The organism is Clostridium gasigenes, assembly GCF_900104115.1.
GTDB lineage: Bacteria > Bacillota > Clostridia > Clostridiales > Clostridiaceae > Clostridium > Clostridium gasigenes.
In genome coordinates this window covers 274,410-298,586 of sequence record NZ_FNJM01000001.1, presented here as the reverse complement: position 1 = coordinate 298,586, position 24,177 = coordinate 274,410, and the positions used below count along the sequence as shown (strand labels likewise).

Genomic DNA, 24,177 nt, shown 5'->3' with positions numbered 1-24,177 from the left:
GATATTAAAATTATAAGTTTTTTAAAACAGCTATAGACTAAACACGTTTCTCTGTTTAGTCATGAGTAATATTGAAGTATACATTTTTTAAGGTTTCTTAATCTAACCTGTTATTTATCTTAAAATATCTACTTGTATCTTTATTTATTTTAGAATAATAATATTCTTCTATATTATTATTTATAGCAAATATGGTAGCTTGCACCCTATCTTCAACAGATATTTTTCTAAATACATTTGTCACGTAATTTTTTATTGTTTTCTCCGATAAGAATAATTTTTCTGCTATTTCTTTATTTCTAAGACCTGTAGATATTTCAAATAGGATATTTAATTCTCTATCCGTCAAACTATCTAATATGCTTTTTTCTTTATTAAAGTTGTTCTTAATATCCGAAAAAATTATTTTAACTAAAGCCTTATCAATATACTTTTCTCCACTATGTACAAGTCTAATAGCATTCGTTATTTCGCTTCCTGCTGATTCTTTAAGGACATAGGCATCAGCACCTATATCTATAGCTTCATTAATAGTTCTTCTATCATTTTCAACAGTGAGCATAACCACTTTTATATCTTTAGAATATTCTTTTATCTTCTTAAGTGTTTCAATTCCATTCATTTCAGGCATATTAATATCTAAAAGTACAATCTCTGGTGTTAAAGTTTTTATAAGTTCTAATCCTTCCTTACCATTTTTACCTTCTCCTAATATAACTAAATCATCTTCAAAACTTAATATTCTATTTAAACCCTCTCTAATTAAATCATGATCATCTACAATAATTAATTTTATCTTATTTTCGCTCATTTTTATATACCTCTCTATTTATTGGTAATTTTATCTTATATATTGTTCCTCTGTTATGCGCAGATTTTATATCTATATGCCCTTGAAGTTGAGTAACTCTATCAAATATTCCAATTAATCCATAGGATGTTCCCTTTTCTTTATTCTTTGCCATAGTTTCTTTTAAATCAAATCCTATTCCATCATCTTTTACCATGAAGGATATATATTCCTTTCCACATTCAATTCTTACTGATACTTCATTAGCCTTAGAATGTTTCTTTATGTTATTTAAAATTTCTTGTATTATCCTATAAACGGCTATTTCTATTATATGCTCTATTTCATAATTCATAGCATTTAAAGTTACATTAACACATATATTACTTTCTATTGAAATTTCATTTACCATATCTTTTATTGCTTCGTTTAATCCTCTCTCTTCTAATGATAATGGTCTTAAATCGAAAAGTATTCCCCTAACTTCTTTAAGAGCTTTTCTTACATTATTTTTCAAATCATCTAATTCCTTAAGTCCTTTATTCAAGTCTTTTTGTACAACCATTTTGCAAAAATCTATTCTCATCATAGTATTAGCTATATATTGAGCTGGCCCATCATGAATTTCTCTTGCAATTCTTTTTCTTTCACGTTCTTGACTTTCTAATATTTTAATACCTATAAGCATTTGTGAATCTTCTTCAACATTTGCCATATCACCTTCTAAATACCCTAATGCTATATTTATTTGATTTACGGTATTATCCGCCTCTTCTATATTTTTTAAATAATTTTTCAAAGTTTTCTCTAATGAATTTCGTCTTCTTTTTAAATTCTTTTCTTCATTTTGCTTAGTAATATATTCAACTCTAATTTCTATAGCCTCTTCATAAGCCTTTTTCATTATCTTTTCTGCTTTTTCTCCACTAATTTTAGATACCTCTGCTAAAGTTAACCTCATATTTTTATCTAATACTTGTAATTTATCAACTTTTCCAATTACTTCTTCTATTTCTCTTTTAACCTCTTGAAGCTCTTCATTTTTTACTTGAAACTCATCACTTACGTTATCTACAATTTTAAATATATTACTTTTTCCTATATTTATTTCACTTATTACCCTCTTAACTATCATATTAATATTATTTGTATTTTTTTCATCATTATCCATATAACTCTCCATAACACTTCTACTTATATTTCAATAACATACATTACTATAGCATACAATTATCTATTAATGTATGCAAGTCTTTATTTCAATATATTTTCATCCATATGCAAATTAATATTCACTCAAAAGCTTAAATATTTAATACTAATCTAAGCTATCTAAGCTATCTTTATTTTCTTCTATTACCTGAATAAATGTCTTAACTATTTTAGGATCAAACTGAGCTCCACTAAATTTAATTAGCTCTTCCACAGCTTCTTCATAAGTCTTTCTTTTGTTATAAGGTCTATTCGATGTCATCGCATCAAAACTATCAACTACAGTTAATACTCTTGCAAGATAGGGTATATCTTCACCTTTTAACTTATTTGGATAACCTGTTCCATTATAGTTTTCATGATGATGAAGTATTAACGGAACTATTTTTTCTAGTGATTGTACAGGTTTTATAATATCTATACCATTTTGAGGATGCTCTTTTAATAATTCCCACTCTTCCTTTGTTAATGGCATTTTCTTAATTAATATTTCCTTGGAAATATTAATCTTACCTATATCATGCATATAAGCTCCATAAACTAATGTATCTGTATCAATTTTACTCAAGTTAAGCTTATGTGCTAATAGTCTACTATAAAAAACTAATCGTTCAGAGTGAGCATATGTATATTTATCTTTAGCATTAATTACACTAATTAATGTTTTTATTGATGCCACTAATTCTACATCCTTATCATCTATATCATTTTTCAATCCATCTAAAATAGATGTATATGTTTCAACTCTGTTTTTATTAAAGAACTTAGCTCTATATAATGCATCATCTGCACTTTTTATAAGTTCTATTTCTGTTTTACACTTATCTGGGTAAACAGAAACTCCCATAGAAACTGTTAACTTTCCTTTAGGTTGGTTTTCTTCACCATAGAACTTAGTTGATTCAATAATTCCTCTAATATTATCTGCAATTATAATAGCCTCATTTTCTTTTATATTAGGAAGAAGAACTGCAAATTCTTCGCCACCATACCTAGCTACTATATCCTCTTTTCTAATATTCTCCCGAAGTATTTTCCCTATACTTTTTAAAACCTCATCACCTTTTTGATGTCCATAGAGGTCATTGTAATGCTTAAAATAATCTATATCTATAAATATCATTGAAATAGGCTGAGACAACCTATTTGACATTTCTATTTTCGTTTTTAATGCATCTTGGAAATACCTATGATTATACACTCCCGTAAGACCATCCTCATTAGCTAATCCCTCAAGTTTTTTAATATGCTCACCTTCTACTTTAACATAAAATCCTAATGGCCATGCTGTAAGAAGAAAAACTCCTGATAAAATTAAATCATTTTGGAAATATTGATTTACAACTAAATTAGGTGCATAAATAAGATCAATTGCTAAAATTATTAATGAAGATATACATGCAATAGTTACACCTTTCTTCATACCTGATTGTATTGTTGAAGTTGTTATAATAAATATAAATATATATTTTGATTCACTAAGATGTGCCCCTGAAATCATAATAGCTATTATAAATACTAATATAAAAAATGTATTTTCTATAAAGTGTTCATATTTTATGTTCTGTTCGCTTATTTTTTTATTAAATGAACATGACCATATAAAATATACAAGGAATAATAAAAAAGCTCCCATAGCAACTACATTCATTCCATAATTCTTATATATAGACTCTTGTGCAAATATATTTTTCCCAAAAAAATATTGAAAAAATATTATTGTTGTAAACATTAATGATGATAACTTTACAACAGAAACTATATTATTTATTTGTTTTCGTTTATTATTTTCTATTTTATTCATATTAATTACCTCTTAACTTTATAAATAAAGATCGGTTTCCCGATCTTTATTTTTATTCGTCTCTTAAACATTTAGGTTCTTCTGGCTGATAAAAAACCCAAGAGCATGCTGATGTTGCTACTGTTGACGCAAATATAGTTGCAACTGCTGCAACTGCCATTAAAATTTTATTATTCATTTTTCGCATTTTTCTTTTCCCCCTTAATTCCCATAGGTATTATTTTATTTAAAAAAGCATCTATTATTTTAACTATTTCATGTCCAATTTTTGTAAGACTTAGTACCTGCCATATAACTCCACCTAAGATACAAATAGAATAAATAAGTAACCTATCTATCTTTGTGTATAAATATAACATAATACTAACACCTACAATTATTAGATATATGCTTAGTATAAATATAGAACTCCTCTTTAACCTTTTTTTCTTTTTCTCTGTTCTTATAGGTTTAGCAGCACTATCTACTGGTGCTAATTTAAAAATAATATAATAGGCCCATATAAAAGTTATAACCCCTATTATCATTATACTATTTATATTTATATTTATTTTAGCAACTAATCCAATAGTTACAGTTATAAAAGTTCCTACGACTACACATATTTTAGCTGAACTTGCATGTGCGCCTCCTGATGATTTCCTTAAAATAGCTATTGTAAATGACGCTATAAGCGCTTCTATTACAACATTAAATACTGCTGCAAATAATATAACTAATAATAAGTTATAAAACATTTGAATAATGGCAAAAATACCATAAGAAATTACTTCCTTATTATCATTATCTAACTTAAGTTCATTAGCTATTTTAAAAGCAACCTTTTTTGATAACATATCTGCATTAAACATTAATTAATTCATCCTTTTTTAATGTAATAATATAATATAAAAATATTATAAATCCCAAAATAGCTAATGAAGGTAATCCATAAACTGTTTTTAAAACTGCATTAGAGAACACTTTATTCATATCAGCTTTAAGAATATTTTGTATTATAAAAATATTTAACCCTTCTGCTATAAATTGAAATATTGAATAAATAAACTCTGCTTTTATAGCCTTTATTATATCTATTTTATTAATTAATACAGATATAATTATTATTATCCCTATAGCTAAAATAGTATGAACTCCATAATCTATAGGTAACATTCTAACTCCAAAAAAAACACAAGAACCTATTAAGCTTGTTATTATATATTTTTTCTTATTTATAGGAGTATTTGAAAATATATATACAGCTAATATAGCTAAAAAACTTTCTGGTATTGCTCTTAAAAAAAGTTCTATTGGTTCTAATCTCAACATTTACTATCTCCTTTTGTTCTAGGTTTTATCATTCATTACTATTTAATGAATTTGTATATTTAAATTTTCTGTATTTTTTCACTATTTATATAGATTGTTTTATTTATATGTTTTACTGATTTAAATATTATTATAAAAACATAAAACCTTATAAATACATCTCCTAAACTTAAAATACTATAACCTATATCAAAGATGTCAGTTAAAAATTTTAGCTTTGTTTCTGAATTGCCTAAAATATGAATATCATTTACTTTATTAAACGATTCCACAGTTGCGTATCCAGTTACATATGATAATTTAGGAAATACTGGCATCATCCCATTATTTACATACATTGCAAGATTATTTAATAATCCTCCTACAACCATAACTATAGATCCCACTATTGCACTTATGTATTGTTCATATTTAAATATTAATGGTAAATAGGAACATAAATATATAGTCTTTAATATTCCTGCATATTTTATTACTTCATAATATTCATTAAATATACATATTTGTATAACTAAAGATACTAACTCCATAAATATTACAGGATAAATTGCCCAGGTTTTAAATAAAGGCTTTATTTTATAATCCTTAAATTTAGCGACTATTAAAGCTATAATTATAGTTTCTACCATTTTATCTCTCCGATTCATCTTTTTAATTTCTTTCTTTACTAATCCATTACATTATTATACATTATTTTTCTATTATTTTCTATATTTTTTCTATATTTTTTAAATCTTCCCTGTTCTAATAAAATTATAATATATTTACCCAATAAAAAAAGTCGTACACTATACGACTTTTTAAGACATCTTTTCTACTTAATATTATTTCTATTTTAAATATATTATTATTCTATTCTTTTTTCCCTCTACCAATTAAATATTTAGCAGATAATGTCGATAAAACCAATACTATAACAGGTATTATAAATTGTGGACTTAAAGGACTTTTAAAGCTCGTGCCTATTATAGAATAGCATATAGTTTCTGGAATAACCCCTATTAACGAAGCTAATATGAAATCTTTATATGATATATTAGTTAGTCCACTTATATAGCTTAATGGATCGTACGGAATAATTGGTGGTAACCTTAATATAAATAAGTATTTAAACCCACTTTTTTGCATTATACTCTCTAGCTTATTAAATTTCCTTTTTAATATTCCAGCAACAAATTCTCTACCTAAAGACCTTGCCAAGTAAAATGCTATTGTTCCTGCTATCCAAAACCCAGTCATTGTAAAAATAAAGCCTTTAATAGGGCCAAATAATCCACCACCTACTAATGCCAACATACTAGTAGGAATAATTAACAATAATGGTTTTATAATATATATACCTAAGTATAGTATTACTGATATGTATCTTTTTTCTTTTATAAATTTAACTATATTTTCTATTTTTAGATTAGATATAAATTTCCAATTGATAAGTACTATGCTTATCCCTATAACCATTAACAATATGAATATACAGAACTTTACTTTCTTAACATTATTACTCTTCAATATTTATCCCCCAATATTTATTATCAATTTTAAGTGCCCGACTTTTTAATAATTTGAAAAATTATCTATCTTTATAATTCTATACGTGACTTTATCACTAGTCAATAACTTAATTAAGTAAATAATAAATTTCTAGCAGTAATCCTAGCATACAAGAAAAATAGCTCAAAAGCAATTAGCTTTGAGCTATTTAAAATAATTTTAATTATTATCCATCCATTGTTTAGTGTAAGGCGTTAAAATTTGAATAAGTGGTCCAGTACCTAGAGTAACTATAATAGTTCCAATACCCACCGGCCCTCCAAGTAATATAGCTAAAATTAGCATTATTCCATCAAAAATCAACTTAGATGTTACCAATTTAATTCCAAATTTCTGATTCATTATGATAACTGGAACATCAGCTGGACTAAGTGGCATTGTAGAACTAATAGCAAATGAAATCCCAGCAGATAATACAACAGTACTACTAATTAAAAGAACCCATTGCCAAAACTGGTTATTAATCGAAATATCTTTAAAAATAACTAACATGCAAAAATCAATAATTATTCCAACTAACACAGATGTTATTAATGAAAGAAACCTTGGAATTTTTTTTCAATTACAGCTGCAACAAGTAAAAAAGTCACAGCAACTATATTCATTGAAACACCAATTGTTAATCCAGTCTTTGAAGCTACCCCAACAATGAATGCATCAAAAGCTCCTGCACCTTGTTGCGCATTAATAATAGCTGCGACCCCAAAGCCAATGGCACATATTCCAATTAAATAAAAAGTAATTCTTTTAAATAAAGTAGGCATTGTTGATTTTTCCATAAAAACCCCTCCGTCATCCTCATTTTTTTCGATAACATCGGTGATTATATCAGAAATAAGTCTAAAAATCTGCAAAAAAATAAAAAATTTATTAAAAATTTAGATTTTTCAGATTATTAACCTTTAACTTTAAATATTTGCTTCCATTTACATGTTATATCCCTAAAAAATCCCAGTCCATTACAATAGTCTATTCTATTTCGCACCAGCTATCTTAATTGTTTTTATTTTGAACATAAAATAATAATATTTAAATAGCATAAGTAAAATCAATATTCCCTTCATAATTAAACTATCTAATATTACTAATGGAAATGCTATCATTACATCTGCAAACAAAAGGATGCTTACCTTAGTTTTCATCTTCATACTTCTATTGTTTACAAATGTTTCTAAATTATTTTTATATAACTTTGTTCCCTTAAACCATCTATCAAATTTATCAGATCCTTTAACAAAACAAGCTGATGCTAAAAGTAGAAAAGGTGTTGTAGGTAGCACCGGCAAAACCACACCAACCGCTCCTATTGCAACACAAATTAATCCAATAGATATGTATATACCTTTTTTAATTTTATTCATACTTCCCCCCCCACATTAGGCATTTCAAAAAAATAATATATCAAGATGAAATGTATATTGGCTTATTATTTTTTTGAATATTCCTTATATATATTTACAGTATCAACTTTACTTATTGACTAATCTAATCTTAATGTATCTCAATTACATTAATAATGTTCTTAAAATTTCTATTATTTATTTTCAGTCTAAAAATATTCCAACTATAATTGTTACTATATATATACCATTCATTGCTACAAAGTTTTTGACTGCAAGAATAAATGTATCTTTTTTTGTTTGCAATTTCATAAATTCCTTAATATTATTATTTATTGGCTTTAATGCTATAAGTGTAACTAATGATATCGAAGGTGAAATTCTAAATACTACTCCTATTATTATAGAAATAAATCCCATATAATATAATGCTTTAAATATCTTAAGTGAGTTTTCTTTACCAATATATATAGGTAATGTATATCTTTTATTTTCAATATCTTCCTCTATATCGCAGATATTATTTGCTAACATTATATTAGATATGCCTACAATAGCGGGTATGCTTACTATGAATATTGATACTAATTCATTAATATTTAAACTTAACCCTAATAAATTTGAAGATAATGATAAGGTTATTTTTATTATATTAAAATCAAATATATGTATGTAAACTGATATGAATGTTATTATAAAGCCCATTGTAAGACCTGATAATATTTCTCCAAATGGAGTTCTTGATATTGGAATTGGTCCAAAAGAATAAAGTATTCCTATAGTAAAACTAACCATTCCTAATGCTAGTACAACAATATCCGTATTCTCAACTAACACTATTCCAAGTACTGCTGCAATAACTAACATTATATATATTGTTACTCTCACAGTCTTAGGATTAATATTATAACTAACTACAGCATTATGCGTCTCATATCCATAACCATCTTTTTTTATAGCTTTTTTATAATCCATATAATTATTTATTGCTGTTGTTGTCATATCAAAAAATATCGTTGCTAAAAACATTAGAAATGCATTTTTAATGTTAAAATTATCAAATTTAAATATTGCATAACTTGTCCCAATCATAAAAGGAATAACACTTGCTACCTTCGTTTGTATTTCTACTAATTTTAAAAAACTTTGTATATTCATAAATAAATCCTCCATATATGTATCTTAGCCTAATAAAGGGAATTTTTTTAAATACCTAATAGGATTCTAGTCTATTTTCTTTCAGTTCCCTAATCTCTAACAGTTTACTATATACCTATATATTTTACTAGAAATAATACTGTATTTATAGAGTGCTCTTCCCTTTTTAAAAATAACAAGCCAATATGCTAGTCTATTTTGCACATCGACTTGTTATTTTTTTAGAAATCCGCTGCTAATTTTATATGTTAGAATTTTCTTCATCACTTTGATTAATATTCTTTGGACCATCTAAAGCTGTCGATTTTCCAAAATAATAACCTATTATCATACTAAAAATCGGTATAAATTCAGTGCTAGTTATTTTACCACTAATGCTTAAATAACAAAACACACCCGTAACTCCTAATGCTATTATTTTTCTAACACTAAAAAACATACCTTTAACACTTTTAAAATCCTTATTTTCCATAATACTCACCCCCATATTTAAATATATGCAGAAATATAGGTTTATTAGCTAATAATTTGAATTAATTTTTTTATTGATTTATGGTAAAAACTATGATAAATTATTAACTATACAATATTTTGTAATTTATTTAAAAGGAGGAAAAATAATGAAAGAAAAGAAATTAGGCGGCGGAATACTTACATGCTCAATTATTTATATTATACTTTCTGTAGGTGGAATATATTCACTTATTGACAATTTATTACATCTAGAAGAAAAGAGACAAGTACTAATTGAAGGGCAAAAGGCTGTTGCACAATCAGGAAGTACTTTTTTTAAATCAGCAGCTGATACTGCATTAGCTCAAGCAACAACATTAAACTTCTCAATTTCTCTTGTTTTCTCAATAATAATATTCATATCTTTAATATTAATATTATTCAAGAAAAAAGTTGGTGTGTACTCATGCTTCATAGCTATACTACTTAGGTCAATCTACAGTGTTATTGTGGGTGGATTTAGCATATTATCATTAATAGGCTTATTAATGAGTTTAATATTACCTGGCTTACTAGGATTATTTATTTACAAAAGAAGATCTATTTTCGGATTTGCAAATCCTGACGAAGATCAAGCTATTGATGCATAAAATTCTATAAAAAAAGCACCCTATAAATAGGCAATTAAAAAAGCTTATTTATAGGGTGTTTTTGTGTATAAGTTATTTTCAAAAATAACTTCCCATATTCCAGTTTATTTTCTTTCACTTTCCCACTTTAAAAGCTCTATTTCTTAAATGTCTGTACTATTTATAAAGGTGAATTTCTAACTATAAACTTCAACATTTTCATAGCTATTTCTAAACCTTCTTCATCTTTTACTCCAGACAAATCATGATTACTTGTTTCTAATGTAAGCATATCTACCTTATTACCTGTATTTTGTAATTTATCATACAATATTACTGAATTATTATATGATACTATTTTATCTGCCTTACTATGTATTATTAGGGTTTTAGGCATATTTTTCCCCACATAATTTATAGGACTATAGGTATTAAGCACTTCTTCCTTTTTATTTTCTTCCTCTGCAGATTTTATTGCTTCATTAATATCCCCACCTCCAGCACTTAAATCTAATGTATTCAAATCTGTAGGTCCAAAGAAGTCAACTACATACTTTACTTTAGATGAAAAACCTGCTAAATCCTCATCACCTTTAAATTCACCATCGTCAGTATATGTAGCCATTAATGCCAAATGAGCTCCTGATGATGTTCCTATAACACCAATTTCCTTTGTATTAAATCCATAATTCTCTTTATTTTTGTGAATCCATCTTATCGTATCTTTAACGTCACTAATTTGTTTTCCAAATATTTCTTCACCACTCATCAACTCATAGGATGTACTTATTATAGTAAATCCCTCATCTCTAAAAGAATCTAATACTGGAGAAATAACATCTGGTATGCTCTTGTCTCCATAAGCCCAGCTTCCCCCATGAACATATAAAATTACTGGTGAGCCTCCTTTTATATCTTTTTTAGGGCCATATATATCTAAAGTTTGTACAATACCATTAATATTATTATATTCTACATCCTTATAATCCATAGACTCCATAGTACTTAACTCTTCAATACTATTAATAACTGGAGGATTTTTAGCTATCTCCATATATTTTTCTCCAATGCTTTTATAAAGGCTTAGCCTTCCTCTTATAGAATATATATACCCACCTAAGAGCAGGATAATTATTAAAAGCACTATTCCTATCCACTTTAATATTTTTTTCATACTTCCCTCCACCATTTTAATTTTTTAAAATATAATTTCTTTTTACTTTCTCTATTTTATTATAATATAAAATTTAATCCTGTATTCATGTTAAATATTAAAAAACATTTAATATTTATAATATACTATTAAAGTGAAATTTTTATTCACTTTGTTTATGATATACTTTACTACTTATAAAACGGCTATTCAAGTTAATCCATTTCTTTAAATCATAATTCTTTGAAAGATAAAATTAAACATGCTATTATATTATTAAGATAAAAAGACTTTATTATTCAACTTATGAGGAGAATTTTATGTTTAAAGATAATATAAGAAATATTGGGATAGTTGCTCATGTTGACGCTGGTAAAACTACGGTTACTGAGCAACTACTTTACAAAAGTGGTTCTAGTAGAACACTTGGCAGTGTAGATAAAGGTACAACTCATACTGATTCTATGGATATAGAAAAGCAACGTGGAATATCTGTTAAATCCTCTGAAATAGATTTTAAATATAAAGATACTCATATCTACTTAATAGATACTCCAGGTCACATAGATTTTATTGGTGAAGTTGAAAGAAGTCTTGGTATATTAGATGGTTCTGTTGTTGTAATTTCTTCTGTAGAAAGTGTGCAACCTCAAACAGAAATATATTTTAATACATTAAAAGAAATGAACACACCTACTATATTTTTTATAAATAAACTTGATAGAATTGGTTCAGATCCTAAAAATGTTTTGAACGATATAAAAAAGCTACTTACTAGTAGGTTTATCCCACTTCAAATAATAGAAACTTTAGATAATGGATTTAACAGGAAAGATTTATTTTCTACTATATCTTCTATTAATGATGTAAACTACTCTTCTATTATAGAAGATATAGTAGTTCTCTTAGGGGAAGAAAATGAAAGTATTTTAGATGAATTTTATGATGAAACTTTAACTTTATATAAAGTTAAATCCGAAATAATTATTCAAGCAAAAGCTGCAAAAATTTATCCTGTTCTTTTTGGTATTGCAATTGATGGTGTAGGTATTGAAGAATTATTAGACGGGCTTATTGACTATATTCCAGCCCCTAAAAATTTAGACAACGAAGAATTTTCTGCTTTAGTTTATAAAATATCCCACCATAAAACTTTCGGGAAAATTTCTCATATAAAAATCTTTAGTGGAAAATTAAAAGCTAGAGATAGTGTTTTAAATATAAGAACTGATATTAAAGAAAAGGTAACTTTAATGAGAAAAATAATTAATCATAAAGATTGTGATATTAAAGAAGGCTCTAGTGGTGAATTAATTATGATTTCTGGTCTTAATAGTAATATTGGTGATATTTTAGGCATTAAGGATTTCATCCCTAAATTGCCAAGTATCGCAAACCCAGTTCTTACTTTAAAAGTTTATACTAATATTGCTAGCGACTATATTCCTTTAGTTGAAGCCTTAACAATTCTCCAATCTGAAGATCCTCTTTTAAATATGGAATGGATTAAAGATAAAAGTGAAATAAATATCCAAATTACTGGAGCTATTCAAATTGAAATTATCCAAACCATATTAAAAGAACGGTTTAATTTAGAAGCTAGTTTTAGTGAAGCTTCTGTTATATACAAAGAAACCCCTTCTATTAAAGGCTATTGCGAGGAATACTATACAATGCCTAAGCCATGCTGGGCAGTTGTTACCTTCTTAATAGAACCTCTTCCCCTTGGCAGTGGTATAATATTTGAAAGTGAAGTTAGAACTGAATATATAAAACAAAGGTATCGACGTGAAATTGAAAGTAATTTAGATAGATTATTAAAACAAGGCTTATATGGATGGAATGTTACTGATTTAAAAATAACCTTAGTTGATGGTGAAGATCATGTAATGCATTCTCGCTCTGGTGACTTCACAACAGCTACTGCTATAGCCCTTATGAGAGGGTTCTCTCAACTTGGTATGACACTTCTAGAACCTTTAATAGATTTTAAAATTTCAGTTCCTGAAATGTTTAGCAGCAAAGTTTTAAATGATATAGTTACAATGAGAGGAGCATTTGATTCTCCAACTATTATTAATGGTATATTTACTGTAGTTGGCAGCGTACCTGTTTCAACATCTTTAAATTATCCTATTAACCTTGGAATTCTATCCTCTGGCCGTGGTGTTATGAGCACTAAATTTAGTGGTTATTCTCCTTGTCCTATAGAGCTTGGTAGTAGTAAAGACTTTGTAGGTGTTAATCCTATCAACAGATCAAAATATATATTATACGCAAGAAAAGCACTATAATTTAGGAATAGTTAAACAAATAACAAGTCAAATATTCTTAGGATTTTTGACTTATTATTTATTTTTAGCTCCGCCTTATAGTAATTTTCTTGTCTATTTTTTTATATCTTTTATACTTTTATCCCCATTAATTCTTGATATATATAAGCAGCATAAGAATCTGTCATTCCGCATATAAAATCTGTTATTAATAAAAGCCTACAATATTCCTTAGAACAATTATCTTGTTCTATACTATGTTCACATATAAACCTATAATTTTTAGAAATAAGTGAGTATACTTTTCCATCATAGCCTTTATATAACTTAACATTTTCATTTAGTGCTACTGGAATAAAAGTATTCATTAAACTATGGATCATATTGTAACCTACTATTTCATTTGATACTATTTTATCATCATTATATACATATTCATTAGATATACTCCTTAAGAATATAGAAATTTTATTTCCTTTAGAATTTCCTATAAGTTCCCCGTTATATTCTCCATTCATGATTAATTCATATGAAGCTAAAAACTCTTCTACCACAAAACTTCTTAAATGTTTATTCAATTTAATAATAAAAGATTTCAAGGCATATTCTCCAGGGTCTTCATATCCATACTCTTCTTTTGCTATATCATAATTTTTCGAAAGGTAAAATGATAAACTTTCTTCTAATGTTTTTTCTTCATAACCTTCTTCTTGAAGAAATTCTTCATACCTTAATTTAAATATATCATGAGATATTATTCCCTTATTAAAAGCATCTTCTAAATCTCCTAACAAATAAGCAATATCATCTGCAGCTTCTAATATAAATACTAATGGATTTCTACAATTATATAAGCCTGTGGCTTCAACTATTTCCCTAAAAGCTTTTTCTTCTGCTTTATAAAAACCTAGCTTTTTACTATAAACATTTTCCTTCTTTATTTCTAAAGAAGAAACAGGATATTTTATAATAGAGCTTAATACTCCCATTGTTAGATTCATTCCATATCTATCAATTACAAAATGAAGTTTAGTTAATATTCTAAGACCTTGAGCATTCCCTTCAAAATTCAAAATATCTCTTGCTTCCTGCTCATCTAAGGTAAATTCATAATTATTAAATTTAAATGTATATGTTCCATTTTTATTTTCATTTAATTTATCTTCAAACCATTCTCTTATAGCAGTTTCTCCAAAATGCCCAAAAGGTGGATTTCCTAAATCGTGAATAAGCCCTGCACAAGAAAGTATGTTACACATATCATCTACATCTTCCATTGTAACTTTATCAGAATCATTTTTTGTTTTTTCAATTAAACTATTGCCTATACTTCTTCCTAATGACTTTGCAATAGACGAAACTTCTAAAGAATGTGTTAACCTAGTTCTAACAAAATCTAGCTTTTCTAGGGGGAATACCTGTGCTTTATCTTGAAGTCGCCTAAATGAAGCACTAAATAAAATTCTGTCATAATCATTTTCAAATTCATCTCTAATATCGCTACTCTTTTTTGAACCTTTATAATCTTTAATTCTTTTCTTACTTAAAATTAAATTCCATTTTAGCTTTGCCATAAAATTCGTCCCTTTTTTTCAAATATGATCTAATATTTATAATTCATATGAAAACAAAATATACATTTGACCTTGCCTTGTTTTCTTTTAAATTCCTAAATAAAAAGACCTATTATAATCTTTAACTAAAAAGACTTTATTATTCAACTATTTATTTTTTTTTGAATATTACTTATATAGTAGTAAATAAATAAATCTTAGAACTCCTAAAAGTCCTAAGATTTATTTGACCTAATGCACATTACAAAACTAACTAATATAAGTTTTAGTCATATTCAAAAAATAACAAGCCAATATATATCGCAGCTTGACTTGCTATTTTTTTTAAATGCCTTAATCATTTATAAGACTAAGCATTTCCTTAGCTAATTTTTTAACTTTAGATGGTAGTTTCTCCATAGCCTTTTGTCTACTATGTTCATCTTGTATTTGTACTATTCTCATTATTTCCTGTTGCATTCCTGGTACATTATTAAATTCTTCTGTAAGATTATTAAATCTATTAGCGAATTCCGGATCTTTCATTTTTCGTTGAATTGTCATAATTAATTCATAACCATTCATTTAAAATCTCCTAATAATTTATATAGTTTTATAATATTCATAGGAGTTTCAAATGTTCCTATTTATTGAAAACTTGTAGTCCCATAAACTATATAATGCCTATAGAATATAAGTCTAAGTTATCCGAGTAAAATTCATACAATAAAGTGTTGATAATTCACACTTATTTAACATTCAATCCTTTTTTAGAAAAATTTGTGTTTTATTGGCATTTTATGTTACAATTATATAAAAAGTATGAAAAATAAAAGGTGATATTTATGATAAATACATTGAAAAATTTAATTAGTTCATTAGAGTATTCTTACAGTCTTACTTTGGACATGAATTTTTTAACTACAACTGTTACAAAATATGAAAACCTTATAGATGAAGAAAATACCTCTTCCTTAGAAGAGTTAATGTATATTCATTATCTAATTGCACTATGTGATGATAATTTACGAAATAATGATAAATCATTGCATCACTTTAACTTGTGTTTATACTATAGTATTATTACCAATAATGAGACTTACATAGGTAAATGTTATCTTTATGCATCTAAATTATATTTTATATTAAGCGACTTAGATGAATATGTTTATTGTTTTAATAAAGCTGAAAAAATTTTCACCTCTAACAATAACTACTGTGATTTAAGTAAACTATATATCTATACAATTTTGCATAATTTAAGGCTAGGTATTTGCACAAGTAAAGTTTTTGGTTTTATAGCAAAAACTTTAAATTTGCTTACACTTTATGAAAATGAGTTTTCTGCCCAAACCTATATGATTTTAGGCTCAGTTTACGCTATTTACCTTAAAGATAATTATTATGCTATTGAACTATATAAAAAAGCTTTATTTTTAGCTAATAAATACAATTTAGTTACTTTAAAAATTATGATTAATTATTTTATAGCTACTGGATATATTGATTTAAATAGAAATAACGAAGGTTGTAAAATCTTAGAAAATTTGCTTTCTGATACTGTAGCTGTGCCACCTATTACAATGAAATGTGTATTCACTTTAGAATTACTTAATTTATATATTACTACTGAATCAAATATTGATTATATTGGTAAAGGCATAGACTTTATCCAAGAAAATTTAATATTACTTCCACAACTAGATAGATTACAATTTATCTCTCAGTTACTAATAATAAAATGTAGACTAGGTCTTTTATTAAATAATCAATCTATTGACACATTACTTAATTGGATTACTAAATCAAACGAAATTTATACAGTTTATAAAACTTCATATAGATTTAGTCATGCTGATTATACAATAAACTGTTTATTTGGAGATATTTATTATGAATTTGAAGATTATTTAAACGCTCTTGAGTATCATAAACTCGCACTTGAGTTTTCCTCTATGTATGAGTCAAAATATGTTATATATGCCCATCAAAAAATCGCTAAAGATTATGCAGCTTTAAATAATTACAAAGAAGCATTTATTAACATGGAAAAGGTTGATAAAATTAGAAGCACTATTCAACATGTTAACTTATTAGATAATTATACTAAAGTTTATAAGGAGTATGAAGACTTTAAAGAAAATGAAGAAACCAAAAATCAATTTTTTGCAAATCTTTCCCATGAGCTTAAAACTCCTATTAATATAATTTATTCCTCTATACAGCTTTTAAATATGTTTAAAGATACAAACGATGATAAATTTAAAGGCTATTATGGAAAACATGAAAAAAGTGTAACTCATAATTGTTTAAGAATTTTAAAATTAATAGATAACCTTATAGATACTACTAAAATAGATTCTGGTAGTTTTAATCTTACTTTTGTTAACTATGATATTGTAAAATTAATAGAAGATATTACATTATCAACATTACCTTATATTGAAATAAAAAAATTGAATATTATATTTGATACTGAAATAGAACAATTAGAAATAAAATGTGACCCTTATGCTATAGAAAGAATAATGTTAAACCTATTATCTAATGCAATTAAATTCACAAATAATGGTGGCAATATAAATGTTATTATCTCATTAAAAGATACAAATGTGTGCATAAAAGTAAATGATGATGGTATTGGAATACCCCCTTCAATGAGAGATCAAATATTTGATAAATTTATTCAAGTAGATAATGCATTAAATAGAAAGAAAGAAGGTAGTGGCATTGGTTTATCATTAGTTAAATCAATAGTTGAATTACATAATGGACGAGTTTATCTAAATAGTACTAGAATGCGAGGTAGTGAATTTATTATTTTACTACCAAATGTAAAATCTATGGAGCCTTATGATAAAATAATTTGTAATACCTACGTTCCCAATACTTCAAAAATTTCTGCTGAATTTTCAGATATATATGAGCTCAATTAATTTAAAATGCCTCTTAGGTCAATCTTAATTGACCTAAGAGGCACTTTTAATATAATCATATAAAAGAATAATTATCTAATAATTTCTTAAATTTTTCCTCATTAACAGGTGCACTTATGTAATAACCTTGTATCTTATCACAATTTATGCTTTCTAATAGCCTTAACTGATTTTCTTCCTCTACACCTTCGCATATAACATCTAATCCTAATGAATGGGAAAGATTTATTATACTTTCAATAATAGATTTACTTTTATCATCCCCATCTACCTCCAATAATAAAGTTTTATCTATTTTTATAGTATCAATAGGAAGTATTTTTATGTGATTAAAAGATGAATAACCTGATCCAAAATCATCTAGACTAACTTGTACCCCTATTTTTTTAATTTCATTTAATATACCTATTATATACTTTGGATCATCTAATATTTCATCCTCTGTAATCTCAATTTTAAGAGCATTAGGCTCTAAATCTATTTCCTCTAACATTTCCTTTAAATCAATAACAAAGCTATCATTTTTTAATAACATAAAACATATATTAACAGAAATTTGGAATTCTTTATATCCTTTATCCCTAAACTCTTTAGCTACTCTTATCCCTTCTTTTAAAACTATAGCATCAATATTAGCTATTTCTCCACTTCTTTTTGCAATGTCTATAAACTTAGAAGGTGGTATTATTTCTCCAGACCTATTCCATCTTACTAATGCCTCAGCACCAACAATTTTATTTAAACCTAACTTTAAAATTGGTTGATAATAAACAATAAACTCATTTCTACTTAATGCATCACTTAACATTCCCTCAACCTCAATTTCATCTATCATATCCTCTGAAATTATCTGAACCTTGTTATTAAAACTCTTCTTACTTCTATACATAGCAATATCTGCATATTTTAAAAGTGTTTCAATATTTTCCCCATGTTTTGGATAAGCGCTTATCCCAATACTTCCACTTAAATGATAAGTATAACTTTTATATTTAAATGTTTGTCTTAAAACTTTCAGAAAATAATTTCCAAACTCTATTCTTTCCTCATCACTTCTTGTCCCTTCTCTTATAATTATAAACTCATCTCCACCAACCCTTCCAACCTTTACTTCAGCCTCTTCAAGTGACAAAAGAGTCTTTGCAACCCCGCAAAGAACATTATCCCCAATAGTATGTCCTAAATTATCATTTATACTTTTAAAGTTATCTAAATCTATATAGTATATGGTATAGTCTTTTTTTTCTTTAATAAGGGTATTCATAAAATTACATATGCTATATCTATTTTGTAGATTTGTAACAGTATCATAATTTGCTAAGTAAGACATCTTATCTATTGACTTATCTAAAAATATAACCATATCACTAATATCCTTGGCTAAGTCGTTAATCTCATCTCTTCCTCTTAATTTATTAGTTATTATATTTTTTTGTTTATTTCTTGCAACCTTTTTTATTTCATCATTAATAAATACTATTCTTTTAACAACCACATTTTTAATAGCTATAAATATCAATATATTTATAATTAAAAATACAATACTCACTAATATTGTAAATCTATTTATAGTTTTAGTAGCACTTATCCTTACAAGAAGGCTCTCTTTTAGCTTTAAATAACATTCTTCACCTGTAACTGATGTTATTTTGTAATAAGATAAAACCTCTACCTTATCAGTTTCATTTATAATAGTCTCCTTATTATCAGTTGTTCCCATCTTTGCAATTGATGGTTTTTCTAACTCATAAACAAGGCTTACATTTCTGCTTAATACTTTTGCAATTTTCTGGGCTAAACCTTCATCTATACATTCTGCAAGCAGAAAATATCCTCTACCTACCTCACTATCACCATCCTTTAAAATTGGTGAAACCGCTACAATGTAGAACTTTTCATTTGCTGTAATAATATCATTAAAAGGTTCCATGCCACCATTATAATTTCCCTTTACATCCGAAATTAATTTATTTACCACATCTTTATCATTTTCACTATGTAAATATATATTATCTAATGAAAGATCTTCTTTTAGCATTATTTTATATTCGATATTATCCTCTTCCATTTTTTCTTGCAGTCCAACTCTATAATCTCCATCATTTATTCCAAAGTCTTTATTTATATTATTTGAAGCTTTTATTAATGTTGCATAGTCTAAGCCTTTCACCTTAATGGTATTTGTTTCACTCTTAAATCGTGTTACTACTCCACCTGCAATTCCACTTATTCTCTCATTTTCTCCACTATACATTTTATCAATCATTATATATGCCATAATTTTATAAAATCCTAAGCTAAAAATAGTTGATATTAAAAAAATCAAGGTTACTTTTTTTGACAGCTTCATTATTTTTCCTCCAATATTCCTTATAATAATAACCTAATTATACCACTTTTTTTATATTTTCTCATTATTTAGTTACTATTTTTCTATAGTCTAAAAAGCTAATATTCAAAACAACTCTGTAAATAAATAATGGGTTAACATTATAAATGAAGACGTTTATATCTAAGGGGTATCCAAATAAATAACAAGTCAGTATTCTTATTATTTATTTGGATATGCTTAAAGAATTAGAATAAAAAAAATAATGAAATACTATTTAAATTATATAACCCCAAAATTAAACAACCCAGTAATTTTATAATTACTGGGTTGTTAGTTTTCTAGAAACCAAGATATTCACATAGTGATTATCTTGCTACTAATGAGAACATCCATCATGACTACATAAATGATTACTTGGAAATTCCTTTAGTTCATTATTTTTAAACGAAACTAAATTTTCTTCTATATTTCCCTCACTAGCTTTATATACTTTAATTCCCATTGAATTTAATTTATTAATTGCTCCAGCTCCAATGCCCCCAACAACTACAGCATCAACAGCTTCTCCTGATAATGCTTTAATAGGATTACAACTACCATGTTCATGTCCTAAGTCACCATTTCCAACTGTAGTTACCTCATCATTTTCTAAATTACATACTACAAATAGTGGAGCTGTTCCAAAGTGACCATATGGTACACTTTTAATTCCTTCATTAGATTTTACTGGAAAACAAACTTTCATTATAGATTCCTCCTTAAATTTATTATTATTAACACACTTTAAATGCTTACAGCTCTTAGTACATCTAAGAGCACTAGGTACATTTATATTAGTTTTATCATTATCTATAATATTTTCTATGAACTTTATGGAATGTTTTAATTTTTTTTCATTTAGATCATAGATAATATGATAACCAATTTTATATCCAATAATTAATTCAGATTCTTTAAGAATCTTTATTTGCTGTGATACCGCTGCCTCTGTTATTTTAAGGTGACTTGCTATTCCCTTGGCAGACATGGTTTTCTCTGATATAAGACGTAAAATTTCAATTCTAGTCTCATCACCTAATGCTTTTAAAATTTTTATTGCTTCTTCCATAACATCGCCTCATCTAGTTAAGCATTTGCTTAATTAAATTATAATACTTTTATATACTAACTTCAATGTTTTTTAGTAACTTATTAAAAATTATAATTTTACGCTACTAGAGTATATTATTAGCAAATTCTTGCTTTGCTATAGAAATTATAACGTCCTTTAATTCAGTACTTTTCCACCAAATTTGTACTATCCAAAAATTTATGCTATTATCTATAGAAGCAATGATATATATAGTTATTTAATAATAATTATTAAGGAGGGTTTATTTATGAAAGTTGAAATTTGGTCAGATTATGCATGCCCATTTTGTTATATAGGAAAAAGAAATTTTGAAGGTGCCTTAGATAAATTTAAAGGGAAAGATGATGTAGAAATTTCATATAGTAGTTTTCAGCTTAACCCTTATGCAAGAAAAACAGAAAATGCTGATATTAATAGTATCATTGCTAAAAAATATGGCATTACTTACGAAAAATCAAAAGAAATGAATGATGGTATAGTTACTCAAGCTAAGGAAGTTGGCTTAAATTACAACTTCGAAAATCTAATTCCAAATAATACTGCTGATGCTCATAGACTTGCTAAATATGCAAAATCTATAGATAAAGAAGATGTAATAGTTGAAAGATTGCTAAAAGCTTATTTCGTTGATTCATTAGATATTGGTGATATAAATGTTCTAGGTGATATTTCTTTAGAGGTTGGAATTAACAAAACTGATGTAATTTCTATGTTAGAAGGAAATAGCTATAAAGATGATGTAAAAGCAGAACGAGAAAAAGCTGCAGATCTTGGAGTAACATCAGTTCCATTTTTTGTTTTCAATAATAAATATGTAGTATCTGGAGCTCAACCAAGTACGGTTTTCTTAGATTTTTTAGAAAAAGTTTATTCTGAAATGGATCTATCATCAGAAGATAACGTAGATGTGGAAGATGATAATAAATGTAGCAATGGTACTTGTCTGTAAAAAACTTTGTGTATCTGATCTTCTTCTTAGAAATAACACCATTATTCTTGATTTTTGGTCTGTTATTTATTTTATTATTCCTGAAACATCAATGTTGAATTAAATTACATTAATCAATAAGAAAATCTCTGTTAAATATAGTGTTAACTAATATTTAACAGAGATTTATCTAACTTAAACTATATAGAACCATATCTATTGATTCTTTTACAAGTGATAACCTTGGATTATGTTTAACCCTTGATGGCTCTATAAATTCTACATTAGCATCTTTTAAAGATGCAACTTTTTTTCATATAATCCACTAGCCTTTATATTTCCTCCACCATAATGAATAAGTATTTTACTAGAAAACTTCTTAGCCTCTTTACCAACTGTTAACTCTTTATCCTTACCAAATATAAGTTTTGTATAATTTTGAAAATTAAAATTCATCATATTATTTTCTTCCTTTTAATTATAATTTTTTCCTTTGTTATTTAGTATAATTCTTTACTATTGCTGATAAGTGAATTATTTTAGGCATTGTAAAATAAATAAAATTATTAACAATATTATTTTTGCAACTATCTGGATCAGATGGATTAAGATATGTTGAATTATTCTTTAAATGGATACAGCTGTAACTCTAATAGTTATATTAGTTTCTAAACTAGACTTGTTTATTTAGAATTTCTGCATTTTCCTCATTTTTCTTAATACCGTCTTCATTTTGATCTTTCTCTTTATTATTATTAACTTTATTATTAACTTTATTTTCATTTGATCTCTTTGATTCTGAATCATCTCCATTTATTAATGTTTCTTTTTTAATAGTATTCTCTGCTTTATATTCATTTTTATTTACATTTCTAATTGATTCAGCTACTTTCATTTTTGCCTTAAACTCTAGATTACCTATTCCAGTTGTTAACTTTTCTTTTTGTTTAGCCACAAAATTGCTGTCGCTATTGCCTTTCTTTAAGTATCCTAGCTCCATTTCCATATTCGTTTTAGTTATCCTAAGATTTCTTGAGTTTTTTAAATTATTATTTGCATCAATTAACTTATTTAAGCTACTAGCTATTATTATTCCATCTCTTACTTCATCTTTATTAATATCGCTCTCTTGTTTTTTTCCCTCACGCTTCTCATTACGTTCTCTTATCTCTCTTTCTTTTTCAATCAATTCAATTTCCTGAATTTGTTTCTGTACTTGATTTATTTCCTCATTAATTTGTTTCATTTTATTCTTTTTAAGTTCTGCATCCATTTCTTTTTCTTCTTGCAACTTTCCTTTTTGTATAATAAGATCTTCTTTCCACTCCTCTAATTTCTTTAAAGTAGAATTTTTATTTCCTTTAATATCTTCAACTTTTATAGATTTATCTATAACCTCTTTTTCATTACTTTTATTGTTTATTAAAGTGTTAAAACCTTGTCTATTATTAATAGATATATTCATATTTATCCCCCTCTTTTAATACTAGCAAAAGAGTATATTTCCCATTACATATCATATTTACTAATACTCTATTAATACTTTCGTACTAATCATACAAAAGTTTATCTAATTTCATCCTAAATATTAGGATGAAATCATTTTTTTGTAAATACCCCAT

General features: G+C 26.3%; 22 protein-coding genes and 1 pseudogene. 4 read left to right on the top strand and 19 right to left on the bottom strand.

What is annotated here, in order from left to right; translation table 11 throughout:
• Positions 1-97: 97 nt before the first annotated feature.
• From BLS77_RS01425 to BLS77_RS01365, 12 genes and pseudogenes are all read right to left on the bottom strand, one after another.
• A complete protein-coding gene (locus tag BLS77_RS01425; RefSeq protein ID WP_089965085.1) occupies positions 98-811 on the bottom strand; it encodes a response regulator in 714 nt (237 codons plus the stop codon).
• Complete coding sequence (locus BLS77_RS01420; protein WP_089965084.1) at positions 798-1,961, bottom strand: sensor histidine kinase; 1,164 nt, start codon at positions 1,959-1,961, stop codon at positions 798-800. Before BLS77_RS01420 ends, BLS77_RS01425 begins: the two co-directional genes overlap by 14 nt.
• A 147-nt stretch (positions 1,962-2,108) precedes the next feature.
• Complete coding sequence (locus BLS77_RS01415; protein WP_089965082.1) at positions 2,109-3,806, bottom strand: bifunctional diguanylate cyclase/phosphohydrolase; 1,698 nt, start codon at positions 3,804-3,806, stop codon at positions 2,109-2,111.
• A gap of 52 nt (positions 3,807-3,858) precedes the next feature.
• On the bottom strand, positions 3,859-3,984 hold the full coding sequence (locus BLS77_RS01410) for a cyclic lactone autoinducer peptide (protein WP_175490729.1): 126 nt from the start codon (positions 3,982-3,984) through the stop codon (positions 3,859-3,861).
• Positions 3,977-4,657: an accessory gene regulator ArgB-like protein gene (locus BLS77_RS01405; protein WP_089965077.1), complete on the bottom strand. Its 681-nt coding sequence runs from the start codon at positions 4,655-4,657 to the stop codon at positions 3,977-3,979. Before BLS77_RS01405 ends, BLS77_RS01410 begins: the two co-directional genes overlap by 8 nt.
• A complete protein-coding gene (locus tag BLS77_RS01400; protein WP_089965075.1) occupies positions 4,650-5,117 on the bottom strand; it encodes a hypothetical protein in 468 nt (155 codons plus the stop codon). The genes BLS77_RS01405 and BLS77_RS01400 overlap by 8 nt, the downstream gene beginning before the upstream one ends.
• A 59-nt stretch (positions 5,118-5,176) precedes the next feature.
• Positions 5,177-5,746 carry a DUF5317 family protein gene (locus BLS77_RS01395; RefSeq protein WP_089965073.1) on the bottom strand — a complete coding sequence of 190 codons (570 nt, stop codon included), beginning with the start codon at positions 5,744-5,746 and terminating at the stop codon, positions 5,177-5,179.
• Between the two features lie 223 nt (positions 5,747-5,969).
• The gene (locus BLS77_RS01390; RefSeq protein ID WP_242873908.1) at positions 5,970-6,626 is read right to left on the bottom strand and encodes a TVP38/TMEM64 family protein; all 657 of its coding nucleotides are present in this window, start codon (positions 6,624-6,626) and stop codon (positions 5,970-5,972) included.
• Between the two features lie 201 nt (positions 6,627-6,827).
• A pseudogene (locus BLS77_RS20845) lies at positions 6,828-7,432 on the bottom strand (YczE/YyaS/YitT family protein).
• Positions 7,433-7,642: 210 nt separating this feature from the next.
• Positions 7,643-8,029 (bottom strand): YbaN family protein, encoded by a 387-nt coding sequence (locus tag BLS77_RS01375; protein WP_089965067.1) that lies wholly within the window; start codon positions 8,027-8,029, stop codon positions 7,643-7,645.
• A 183-nt stretch (positions 8,030-8,212) separates the two neighbouring features.
• Positions 8,213-9,166 (bottom strand): 1,4-dihydroxy-2-naphthoate polyprenyltransferase, encoded by a 954-nt coding sequence (menA, locus tag BLS77_RS01370; RefSeq protein ID WP_089965065.1) that lies wholly within the window; start codon positions 9,164-9,166, stop codon positions 8,213-8,215.
• Between the two features lie 241 nt (positions 9,167-9,407).
• Entirely contained in the window at positions 9,408-9,638 is a 231-nt protein-coding gene (locus tag BLS77_RS01365) for a hypothetical protein (RefSeq protein WP_242873907.1), read from the bottom strand.
• Between the two features lie 148 nt (positions 9,639-9,786).
• On the opposite strand from BLS77_RS01365, the gene BLS77_RS01360 reads away from it, so the two are divergent.
• A complete protein-coding gene (locus BLS77_RS01360; RefSeq protein WP_089965063.1) occupies positions 9,787-10,269 on the top strand; it encodes a hypothetical protein in 483 nt (160 codons plus the stop codon).
• A 160-nt stretch (positions 10,270-10,429) separates the two neighbouring features.
• Here BLS77_RS01360 and BLS77_RS01355 read toward each other — a convergent pair whose 3' ends face one another.
• Entirely contained in the window at positions 10,430-11,422 is a 993-nt protein-coding gene (locus BLS77_RS01355) for an alpha/beta hydrolase (RefSeq protein WP_089965061.1), read from the bottom strand.
• Between the two features lie 299 nt (positions 11,423-11,721).
• On the opposite strand from BLS77_RS01355, the gene BLS77_RS01350 reads away from it, so the two are divergent.
• The gene (locus tag BLS77_RS01350) at positions 11,722-13,695 is read left to right on the top strand and encodes an elongation factor G (protein WP_089965059.1); all 1,974 of its coding nucleotides are present in this window, start codon (positions 11,722-11,724) and stop codon (positions 13,693-13,695) included.
• Positions 13,696-13,805: 110 nt separating this feature from the next.
• Here the strand turns inward: BLS77_RS01350 and BLS77_RS01345 are convergent, their stop codons facing one another.
• The gene (locus BLS77_RS01345; protein ID WP_089965057.1) at positions 13,806-15,248 is read right to left on the bottom strand and encodes a deoxyguanosinetriphosphate triphosphohydrolase; all 1,443 of its coding nucleotides are present in this window, start codon (positions 15,246-15,248) and stop codon (positions 13,806-13,808) included.
• A gap of 333 nt (positions 15,249-15,581) precedes the next feature.
• Positions 15,582-15,812: a hypothetical protein gene (locus BLS77_RS01340; RefSeq protein WP_089965054.1), complete on the bottom strand. Its 231-nt coding sequence runs from the start codon at positions 15,810-15,812 to the stop codon at positions 15,582-15,584.
• 260 nt (positions 15,813-16,072) lie between these two features.
• Between BLS77_RS01340 and BLS77_RS01335 the strand changes: the two genes are divergently transcribed.
• Entirely contained in the window at positions 16,073-18,163 is a 2,091-nt protein-coding gene (locus BLS77_RS01335) for a sensor histidine kinase (protein ID WP_089965052.1), read from the top strand.
• Between the two features lie 55 nt (positions 18,164-18,218).
• Here the strand turns inward: BLS77_RS01335 and BLS77_RS01330 are convergent, their stop codons facing one another.
• On the bottom strand, positions 18,219-20,513 hold the full coding sequence (locus BLS77_RS01330; protein WP_089965050.1) for a bifunctional diguanylate cyclase/phosphodiesterase: 2,295 nt from the start codon (positions 20,511-20,513) through the stop codon (positions 18,219-18,221).
• 358 nt (positions 20,514-20,871) lie between these two features.
• Positions 20,872-21,603: a metalloregulator ArsR/SmtB family transcription factor gene (locus BLS77_RS01325; RefSeq protein WP_089965048.1), complete on the bottom strand. Its 732-nt coding sequence runs from the start codon at positions 21,601-21,603 to the stop codon at positions 20,872-20,874.
• 271 nt (positions 21,604-21,874) lie between these two features.
• Between BLS77_RS01325 and BLS77_RS01320 the strand changes: the two genes are divergently transcribed.
• Complete coding sequence (locus BLS77_RS01320) at positions 21,875-22,576, top strand: DsbA family oxidoreductase (RefSeq protein ID WP_089965046.1); 702 nt, start codon at positions 21,875-21,877, stop codon at positions 22,574-22,576.
• Positions 22,577-22,849: 273 nt separating this feature from the next.
• On the opposite strand, the gene BLS77_RS19420 is transcribed toward BLS77_RS01320, so the two are convergent.
• Both BLS77_RS19420 and BLS77_RS01315 read right to left on the bottom strand, forming a co-directional pair.
• Positions 22,850-23,014, bottom strand: coding sequence for an iron-containing alcohol dehydrogenase (locus tag BLS77_RS19420; RefSeq protein WP_139164803.1), 165 nt, complete (start codon positions 23,012-23,014; stop codon positions 22,850-22,852).
• Positions 23,015-23,228: 214 nt separating this feature from the next.
• Positions 23,229-24,020: a hypothetical protein gene (locus BLS77_RS01315; protein ID WP_089965044.1), complete on the bottom strand. Its 792-nt coding sequence runs from the start codon at positions 24,018-24,020 to the stop codon at positions 23,229-23,231.
• Between the last annotated feature and the right edge of the window lie 157 nt (positions 24,021-24,177).